Here is a 9,182-nt window from a genome sequence, read left to right on the forward strand (position 1 = left end):
CCGCTACCCCGCAGCGTAGTTGGGAGGTGTCACGGGACGCGGACGACGAGGGCGTCGCCCTGGCCGCCGCCTCCGCACAGCGCCGCCGCGCCGACCCCGCCGCCCCGCCGCTTCAGCTCCAGCGCGAGATGCAGCGCCAGCCGGGCCCCGGACATGCCGATCGGGTGCCCCAGCGCGATGGCGCCCCCGTTGACATTCACCTTTTCGGGTCCGATTCCCAGGTCCTTCATCGACTGGTGCGCCACGGACGCGAACGCCTCGTTGATCTCGATCAGATCGAGGTCGCCGACCGCGATGCCCTCCTTCTTCAGGGCGTGCTGGATCGCGTTGGACGGCTGGGACTGGAGCGAGTTGTCCGGCCCCGCCACCGTGCCGTGCGCGCCGATCTCCGCGATCCACTCCAGCCCGAGCTCCTCGGCCCGCGCCTTGCTCATCACGACCACGGCCGCGGCGCCGTCGGAGATCTGCGAGGACGAACCCGCGGTGATCGTGCCGTCCTTGGAGAACGAGGGCCGCAGCGTGCTCAGCGTCTCCACCGTGGTGTCCGGGCGGATGCCCTCGTCCTCGGAGAACAGCACCGGGTCGCCCTTGCGCTGCGGGATCTCCACGGGCGTGATCTCCGCCTGGAAGAGCCCGGCGCGCTGCGCCGCCGCGGCCCGCTGGTGCGAGGCGGCGGCGATCTCGTCCTGCTCGGCGCGGCCGATGCCGAGCCGGGTGTTGTGCTGCTCCGTGGAGGCGCCCATGGGGATGTTCTCCCACGGGTCGGTGAGCCCGTCGTACGCCATCGCGTCGAGCATCTCCACGGCGCCGTACTTGTAGCCCTCCCGGGACTTGGGCAGCAGGTGCGGCGCGTTCGTCATGGACTCCTGGCCGCCCGCCACGACGATGTCGAACTCCCCCGCGCGCACCAGCTGGTCGGCCAGCGCGACGGCGTCCAGGCCGGAGAGGCAGACCTTGTTGACGGTCAGCGCGGGCACCGTCATCGGGATGCCCGCCTGGACGGCGGCCTGGCGCGCCGGGATCTGCCCGGCCCCGGCGGTGAGCACCTGGCCCATGATCACGTAGTCCACCTGGTCCCCGCCGATGCCCGCCCGCTCCAGGGCTGCCTTGATGGCGAAGCCGCCCAAGTCGGCCCCGGAGAAGGACTTCAGGGACCCGAGCAGCCTCCCCATGGGCGTACGGGCCCCGGCGACGATCACAGAGGTGGCGCTGCTGGACGTAGCAGTCATGAGGTCCCCTTCCGGAGGGAAGTTAACGAGGGTTACCATCAATGTACTGAGCGGTACCTCGCGCGGTCACCGGTACAAGAGTGTGACCGTGCGCACGTTGCGTAATCACGCCGCGGACGCTGCACTGTCTCCATGCTGACGCGTATCGACCACATCGGGATCGCCTGCACCGATCTGGAGACCACCGCCGCTTTCTACGCCCGCACCTACGGCTTCGAGGTGCTCCACACCGAGGTCAACGAGGAGCAGGGGGTCCGCGAAGCCATGCTGCGGATCAACGGCACGGACGACGGAGGCGCGTCCTACATCCAGCTTCTCGAACCCGTACGGGAGGACTCCGCCGTCGGCAAGTGGCTGGCCAAGAACGGCGAGGGGGTCCACCACATCGCCTTCGGCACCGCCGATGTGGACGGCGATTCGGAGGCCATCCGCGACCAGGGCATCCGCGTCCTCTACGACGAGCCCCGGCGCGGCTCGATGGGCTCCCGCATCACGTTCCTGCACCCCAAGGACTGCCACGGGGTGCTGACGGAGCTGGTGACGGCGGCCGAACAGCAGGGCACGCACGGCTGAGTCCGCCGCGCCGGGAGGGCGCAGCGCCGAACCGGCCGCCGCACAGGGGGCACCGGAATCCTCGGCGCGCGCCCCCTCGCGGGGAACCGCAACGCACCGCGCCCGCGCCAACGGACCACTGACGTCCGCTTCCGCGCCCGGTACAGTGGCATCCGGCCGGGGCGGGCTCTCCGCACCTGACGGGGTGCTCCGGGCTGGGGGCTCGGTCCACGTTCCGCCGATGATCTGACACCATTTCCGTCAGACGCCATGACATGGGGTCCACGGTGAGGTTTCTGATCACCTCCACGACGACCAGGGGACGGATGGGACCGCGCAGTGCGGGGCTACGACCGCTACGAGGCTGACGCCGACGATCACCTCTCGCAGTTCGAGGCCGAGATGGATCGGCTCAAGAAGGAGCGCGAGAAGGCGGTCGAGCACGCCGACGACCTCGGCTACCAGGTCGAGGTGCTGCGCGCCAAGCTGCACGAGGCGCGGCGCGCGCTCGCGACGCGCCCGGCGGGATACGACAACGCCTCGCAGCAGGCCGAGCAGTTGCTCCGCAACGCCCAGCTCCAGGCCGACCAGATGCGGGCCGACGCGGAGCGGGAGCTGCGCGAGGCCCGCGCCCAGACCCAGCGGCTGCTGCAGGAGCAGGCCGAGCAGCAGGCCCGGCTGGAGTCCGAGCTGCACGCCGAGGCGGTGCGCCGCCGTCAGCAGCTCGACCAGGAGCTGGCCGAGCGCCGCTCCACGGTCGAGAACCACGTCAACGAGAACGTCGCCTGGGCCGAGCAGCTGCGCGCCCGCACCGAGCAGCAGGCCCGCCGCCTCATGGAGGAGACCCGGGCGGAGACCGAGCAGTCGCTGGCCCAGGCGCGCGCCGAGGCGCAGCGGCTGACCGAGGAGTCCCGGCAGCGGCTCAGCACCGAGGCGGAGAACGCCCGCGCGGAGGCCGAGGGCATCCTGCGCCGCGCCCGCGCCGACGCGGAGCGGGTGCTGGGCGCCGCCGCGACGCAGGCCCAGGAGGCCACCGACCACGCCGAGCAGCTGCGCACCGCCACCGCCGAGGAGTCCGAGAACAGCCGCCGGGACGCCGCCGAGCTGGTGCGCCGGGCCGAGGAGCGGATGCAGGAGGCCGACGCGGCGCTGCGGGAGGCCCGCGCGCAGGCCGAGCAGAAGCTCACCGAGGCCGAGGAGGCAGCGGCCCGGCGTATCGCCGACGCCGAGTCGGAGAACGAGCAGCGCACCCGCACGGCCAAGGACCAGGTGGCGCGGCTGGTCGGCGAGGCCACCAAGGACTCCGAGGCGGCCAAGGCCGAGGCCGAGCAGATCCGCCAGGACGCCCGCGCCGAGGCGGAGCGGCTGATCGCGCAGGCCCGCGAGGAGGCCCGCTCCACCACCGCCGAGGAGTCCGCGAACCAGCTCGCGGAGGCGGCCCGCACCGCCGAGGACGTGCTCAACAAGGCGTCCGAGGAGGCCAAGGCCACCACCAGGGCCGCCGCCGAGGAGGCCGAGCGGCTGCGCACCGAGGCCGAGGCGGAGGCCGACCGGCTGCGCTCCGAGGCCCACGACACCGCGGAGCAGCTCAAGGGCGCGGCGAAGGACGACACCAAGGAGTACCGCGCCAAGACCGTCGAGCTCCAGGAGGAGGCGCGGCGGCTGCGCACCGAGGCCGAGCAGCTGCGGGCCGAGGCCGTGGAGGAGGGCGAGCGGATCCGCGGCGAGGCCCGCCGGGACGCCGTCCAGCAGATCGAGGAGGCCGCGAGCCGCGCCGAGGAGCTGCTGGCCAAGGCGAAGGCCGACGCCGAGGAGACCCGTACCGAGGCCACCACGGAGAGCGAGCGGGTCCGCACCGAGGCGATCGAGCGCGCCACGGCGCTGCGCGAGCAGGCCGACGAGGCGCTGGAGCGCGCCCGCGCCGAGGCCGAGGAGCTGCGGACGACGGCCGAGCAGCAGGCCGAGCAGACCCGCGCCGACGCGGACGAGGCCGGGCAGCGCACCCGCGAGGAGGCCGAGCAGGCGGCCCGGGAGCGCGCGAGCGAGCAGCAGACGGAGCTGGACCGGCTGCGCGAGGAGGCCGAGCAGAAGCTGGCCGCGGCGCAGAGCGAGCTGGCGGAGGCCCGCGCGGAGGCCGAGCGGCTGCGGGACGAGGCCCGCGCCGAGTCGGAGCGGGTGCGCAACGAGGCGGCGGACCGCAGCCGCACCCTCCAGCAGCAGGCCGAGGAGGAGTCCGAGCGGCTGCGCACCGAGGCGGCCACCGACGCCTCGCAGGCCCGCGCCGAGGGCGAGGCCCTGGCGGTGCAGCTGCGCAGCGAGGCGGCGGCCGAGGCGGAGCGGCTGCGCGAGGAGGCGCAGGCCACCGCCGACCGGGTGCGCACGGAGGCGGACACGGCGGCGGAACGTACCGGCGCGGAGGCCGCCCAGGCGCTGAGCGACGCGCAGGAGGAGGCGGCACGGCGCCGCCGGGAGGCCGACGAGCTGCTGGCGTCCGCGCGCGAGGAGGCGCACCAGGAGCGGACGCAGGCCCGCGAGCAGAGCGAGGAGCTGCTGGCGTCGGCGCGCAAGCGGGTCGAGGAGGCCCAGGCCGAGGCGGAGCGGCTGACCGGGGAGGCCGAGCGGCGCGCGGCGGACCTGGTGGCCACCGCCGAGGAGACCGCGCAGCAGGTACGGGACTCGGTGGCCGGGCTGCACGAGGAGGCCGAGGAGGAGGTCGCGGGGCTCCGCTCGGCCGCGGAGCACGCGGCCGAGACGCTGCGCCGGGAGGCGCGGGAGGAGACGGACGCCGCCAAGTCGCTCGCGGAGCGGACCGTCGCGGAGGCGTGGGAAGAGGCCGAGCGGGTGCGCGCGGAGGCCGAGCGGGTGCGCGACGAGGCCCGCGAGGAGGCCGCCGCCAAGCGCACCGAGGCCGCGGAGCAGGCCGACCAGCTGCTCGCACAGGCCCAGGAGGAGGCGGTGCACACCCAGACCGCCGCCGAGGAGCAGGCGGACGCCATGGTGGGCGCGGCGCGCACCGAGTCCGATCGGCTGCTGGAGGAGGCGCGGGCCGAGGGCCGGGAGCACGTCGAGAAGGCCCGCTCGGACGCGGACACCCTGCTGGAGGAGGCCCGCAACGACTCCTCGGCGATCCGGGAGCGCGCCGAGGAGCTGCGCTCCCGCACCGAGTCCGAGATCGAGGAGCTGCACGAGCGGGCGCGGCGGGAGGCCGCCGAGGCGATGCAGTCGGCGGGCGAGCGCTGCGACAAGCTGGTCAAGGCCGCCGAGGAGCAGCTCGCGGAGGCCGAGCAGAAGTCCGAGAAGCTGCGGTCGGACGCCGGCGCGGAGGCGAGTAAGGTCCGCATCGCGGCGGTCAAGAAGGCCGAGGGGCTGCTGAAGGAGGCCGAGCAGAAGAAGGCCGAGTTGGTCGCCGAGGGAGAGCGGTTCCGCGAGGAGGCCGAGGAGGAGGCGCGGCACACGGTCGAGGCCGGGCAGCGCGAACTCGACGTCCTGGTGCGGCGCCAGGAGGACATCAACACCGAGATCTCGCGAGTGCAGGACGTGTTGGAGGCGCTGGAGTCCTTCGAGGCGCCGGACCCGGGCCCCGGCCCGGCTCCCGGTGCCGGCTCCCCGCCGCCCCCGGGCCCCGGCCCGCAGGGCGGTTCCGGCGGCTCCGGCACTCCCAGCGGCAAGAAAGGCGGTGCGTCATCCGGGAGTTCCGGAAGCAACGGCGGTGTCAAAGCGGGGGCTGGAGCGGGTACGACCCGTACGGGTGGCAAGGGCGCCGGGTCCTAGCCACTCGAACGAGCGCACATTCTCCAGATCAAACGGGCATAAGCTCTGTGACACGCCGCTTCTGCCCCTAGGATTCCCCCTATCACTCCCCGTCTGATAACCCGTCTGAATCGACAGGAACCCCATGAGCGACACTTCCTCCCCTTTCGGCTTCGAGCTCGTGCGGCGTGGCTACGACCGCGGGCAGGTGGACGACCGCATTACGAAGCTCATCGCCGACCGTGACAGCGCACTGGCTCGCATCACCTCTCTGGAAAAGCGCATCGAGGAGCTCCACCTCGAAACGCAGAACGCCCAGGCCCAGGTCAACGACGCCGAACCGTCGTACGCCGGTCTGGGAGCCCGAGTCGAGAAGATCCTCCGCCTCGCCGAGGAGGAGGCCAAGGACCTGCGCGAGGAGGCCCGCAGGGCCGCCGAGCAGCACCGCGAGCTGGCCGAGGGCGCGGCCCAGCAGGTGCGGAACGACGCGGAGGCGTTCGCCGCCGAGCGCAAGGCGAAGGCCGAGGACGAGGGCGCCCGCATCGTCGAGAAGGCCAAGGGCGAGGCGCAGACGCTCCGCACCGAGGCGCAGAAGGACGCCCAGTCCAAGCGCGAGGAGGCGGACTCGCTCTTCGAGGACACCCGCGCCAAGGCCGCGCAGGCGGCGGCCGACTTCGAGACGAACCTCGCCAAGCGGCGGGAGCAGTCGGAGCGGGATCTGGCCTCCCGTCAGGCCAAGGCGGAGAAGCGCCTGGCGGAGATCGAGCACCGCGCCGAACAGCTGCGGCTGGAGGCGGAGAAGCTGCGGACGGACGCGGAGCGGCGCGCCCGGCAGACCGTGGAGACCGCGCAGCGGCAGGCCGAGGACATCGTGGCCGACGCCAACGCCAAGGCCGACCGGGTGCGCAGCGAGTCCGAGCGCGAGCTGGCGGCCCTGACCAACCGCCGCGACAGCATCAACGCCCAGCTCACCAATGTCCGCGAGATGCTGGCCACGCTGACGGGCGCGGCGGTGGCCGCGGCCGGGCAGCCGGAGGAGGGCGCCTCGGAGGAGGCGGCGTCCAACGCGGCCTCGGCGCTGAGCCGCGGGGTTCCCGCCCAGCAGTCCCGCTGACCCGCCGTTCCCCGGGGCCCGGTAACGGGGCGATACCGGGCCCCGCCGGGGCGCCCCTCAGGGGCGCGGGGAACTGCGCGCCCGGCCATCGCACCCGCACCCCTGACGGCGTACTCCGTTTGGCGTACCCCGCGTCGCGGGATTGACGGGGATCCCATAGCGTCGGTTCATGATCGAGCTGCGGGGACTCACCAAGCGCTACGGCGAGAAACTGGCCGTGGACGACCTCACCTTCGCCGTGCGCCCCGGCATCATCACCGGCTTCCTCGGCCCCAACGGCGCCGGCAAGTCCACCACGATGCGCATGATCCTGGGCCTCGACTCGCCCACCAGCGGCGACGTCCATATCGACGGCAAGCACTACGACCAGCTCCAGGAGCCGCTCCACCACATCGGCGCCCTGCTGGAGGCCAAGGGCGTGCACGGCGGCCGTCGGGCCCGCGACCACCTGCTCTGTCTCGCGCAGTCCAACGGCATCCCCCCGCGCCGGGTCGGCGAGGTGCTGGAGATGGTGGGACTGTCGGCCGTCGCGGGCAAGCGCCCCAAGGGCTTCTCGCTCGGTATGGGCCAGCGCCTCGGTATCGCCGCCGCGCTGCTCGGCGACCCGGACATCCTGATGTTCGACGAACCGGTGAACGGCCTCGACCCGGAGGGCATTCACTGGATCCGCACGCTGATGCAGCGGCTGGCGAGCGAGGGCCGCACGGTGTTCGTCTCCAGCCATCTGATGAGCGAGATGGCGCTCACCGCCGAGCATCTGGTCGTCATCGGCCAGGGCAAGCTGCTCGCCGACACCTCGATGTCCGCGTTCATCGCCGAGAACTCGCACACCTACGTACGGATCCGCACCCCCGAGCCGGAGCGGATGCGCGACGTACTGACCGCCCAGGGCTTCCGGCTCTCCGCCGGGGAGGGCGGGGCGATCGAGGTGGAGGGCGACAACGCCGAGCGGCTGGGCGAGCTGGCCGCCGCGGAGCGCCTGGTGCTGCACGAGCTCAGCCCGCAGCGGGCCTCGCTGGAGGAGGCGTTCATGCAGCTGACGGCGCAGGCCGTGGAGTACCACGCGCACGCCGGGCCCGAAGGAGCCCCGCAGCCCGCACAGCCCCCCGCGCAGCCCGCACAGCCCGCCTGGGGCGAGGAGTGGAACCAGCGGCGGGCCGGCGGGCAGGGCCGGACGAGCGAAGAGGACTGACCCATGGCGCACACCTCACGCGTACTCAAGTCCGAGTGGACCAAGGTCCGCTCCGTGCGGTCCACGGTGTGGACCCTGGCCCTCGCGCTCGTCGTGACGGTCGGCCTGGGCGCCCTGATCTGCCTGCTGACGAACAACGAGTACGACGACATGTCGGCGCACGACAAGATGACCTTCGACGCGACGTTCGTCAGCTTCGCCGGCATGGGCCTGGGCCAGCTCGCGATGATCGCGTTCGGGGTGCTGGTGGTGTCGGCGGAGTACAGCACCGGCATGATCCGCAACTCGCTGGCGGCCGTTCCGCAGCGCGGGGTCTTCCTGCTGTGCAAGGTGATCGTGGTGGGGCTGCTGGTACTGCTGGTCGGCATGGTCACCAGCTTTGTGACGTTCTTCCTGGGCCAGTCGCTGCTGGGCGACCACGGCGTCTCGATCGGGGACCACGGGGTGCTGCGCGCGGTGCTCGGCGGCGGGCTCTATATGACGCTGATCGCGCTGTTCGCGGTGGGGGTCGCCTTTATTCTGCGCAGCCCGCTGCTGACCTTCGGCATCCTGATGCCCTGGTTCTTCCTCATCGCCAACATCCTGGGCGAGGTGAACGCGACGAAGAAGATCGCGCAATACCTTCCGGACCAGGCGGGGCAGACGGTGATGACCGTGGTGCAGGAATCCCTGGACCGCCCCTACGGCCCCTGGCAGGGGCTGCTGATCATGGTGGCCTGGACGGTGGCCGCGCTCGTGGCCGGCTTCGCGGTGCTCAAGCGGCGGGATGCGTGACGCGTGGGGCGTGACGCGCGGGGCGTGTCCGGCTGATCCTGCTGGGCCGGGGCTGCCCCTCGCGGGGCGCATCCGTGCTCCCCGAGCAGGGCAGAGCCGGACGGACGGTGGCGGCCAGGGCACGGCGGAGCGCACAGGGGCGCACGGATAGACGCACGCCCACGGCCCGTGCGGCGCGGACAGCAGCGCGCGGTCAGTAGCGCGGCGCATTTCGGGACCGCTGGAGCCGGGCGCCCCGGCGGTCCCGCGCGCTCCAGCAGGCGCGGTGCCAGTGCCGGCGGTCCGCCACACCGCCGTCCTGCGGCCAGGCCACGACATGCGGCACACCGGGCGGGATCTCCTGGTCACACCCCGGACAGCGGTAGCGCTTGGCCGCAGCGCCACCGCTTATCTGCCGCACCACCCACTCCTCGCCCTGCCAGCTCTCGACGCGCTCCAGCCCATAGCGCTCCCCCTCGCCCCCGCCGCCACCGCCGCCGCGGGCGGCTGACGCGGCGCGGGCGGCCTGGGCGGACTTCACGGCACCGCCACGCGGGCGGTTACGTCGCGGGGACACAGGGGCACTCCGGGG

7 protein-coding genes are annotated in these 9,182 nt (G+C 73.2%); 5 read left to right on the forward strand and 2 right to left on the reverse strand.

Translation table 11 applies throughout. The annotated features are described in order from the left end of the window. Positions 1-29: 29 nt before the first annotated feature. The gene (locus G5C65_RS24615; protein ID WP_165301107.1) at positions 30-1,229 is read right to left on the reverse strand and encodes an acetyl-CoA C-acetyltransferase; all 1,200 of its coding nucleotides are present in this window, start codon (positions 1,227-1,229) and stop codon (positions 30-32) included. A gap of 132 nt (positions 1,230-1,361) precedes the next feature. Here G5C65_RS24615 and mce point away from each other — a divergent pair, with 132 nt between their 5' ends. From mce to G5C65_RS24640, 5 genes are all read left to right on the forward strand, one after another. After that, on the forward strand, positions 1,362-1,802 hold the full coding sequence (gene mce, locus G5C65_RS24620; protein WP_165301108.1) for a methylmalonyl-CoA epimerase: 441 nt from the start codon (positions 1,362-1,364) through the stop codon (positions 1,800-1,802). Positions 1,803-2,120: 318 nt separating this feature from the next. Continuing rightward, entirely contained in the window at positions 2,121-5,552 is a 3,432-nt protein-coding gene (scy, locus tag G5C65_RS24625; RefSeq protein ID WP_165301109.1) for a polarized growth protein Scy, read from the forward strand. Positions 5,553-5,676: 124 nt separating this feature from the next. Beyond that, entirely contained in the window at positions 5,677-6,645 is a 969-nt protein-coding gene (locus G5C65_RS24630; protein ID WP_165301110.1) for a coiled-coil domain-containing protein, read from the forward strand. Between the two features lie 169 nt (positions 6,646-6,814). Next, positions 6,815-7,837 carry an ABC transporter ATP-binding protein gene (locus G5C65_RS24635; protein ID WP_165301111.1) on the forward strand — a complete coding sequence of 341 codons (1,023 nt, stop codon included), beginning with the start codon at positions 6,815-6,817 and terminating at the stop codon, positions 7,835-7,837. 3 nt (positions 7,838-7,840) lie between these two features. Then, a complete protein-coding gene (locus G5C65_RS24640) occupies positions 7,841-8,611 on the forward strand; it encodes an ABC transporter permease (protein ID WP_165301112.1) in 771 nt (256 codons plus the stop codon). Positions 8,612-8,804: 193 nt separating this feature from the next. On the opposite strand, the gene G5C65_RS24645 is transcribed toward G5C65_RS24640, so the two are convergent. Further along, positions 8,805-9,167 carry an ATP/GTP-binding protein gene (locus G5C65_RS24645; protein WP_165301113.1) on the reverse strand — a complete coding sequence of 121 codons (363 nt, stop codon included), beginning with the start codon at positions 9,165-9,167 and terminating at the stop codon, positions 8,805-8,807. Positions 9,168-9,182 lie beyond the last annotated feature (15 nt).

The organism is Streptomyces boncukensis, from assembly GCF_011045075.1.
In the GTDB taxonomy this organism is placed as follows: domain Bacteria; phylum Actinomycetota; class Actinomycetes; order Streptomycetales; family Streptomycetaceae; genus Streptomyces; species Streptomyces boncukensis.

What these genes read in the sequence shown, in the direction of transcription:
- G5C65_RS24615 (WP_165301107.1), bottom strand. Translation starts at nt 1,229, where the DNA reads ATGACTGCTACGTCCAGCAGCGCCACCTCTGTGATCGTCGCCGGGGCC.
- mce (WP_165301108.1), top strand. Translation starts at nt 1,362, where the DNA reads ATGCTGACGCGTATCGACCACATCGGGATCGCCTGCACCGATCTGGAG.
- G5C65_RS24630 (WP_165301110.1), top strand. Translation starts at nt 5,677, where the DNA reads ATGAGCGACACTTCCTCCCCTTTCGGCTTCGAGCTCGTGCGGCGTGGC.
- G5C65_RS24635 (WP_165301111.1), top strand. Translation starts at nt 6,815, where the DNA reads ATGATCGAGCTGCGGGGACTCACCAAGCGCTACGGCGAGAAACTGGCC.
- G5C65_RS24640 (WP_165301112.1), top strand. Translation starts at nt 7,841, where the DNA reads ATGGCGCACACCTCACGCGTACTCAAGTCCGAGTGGACCAAGGTCCGC.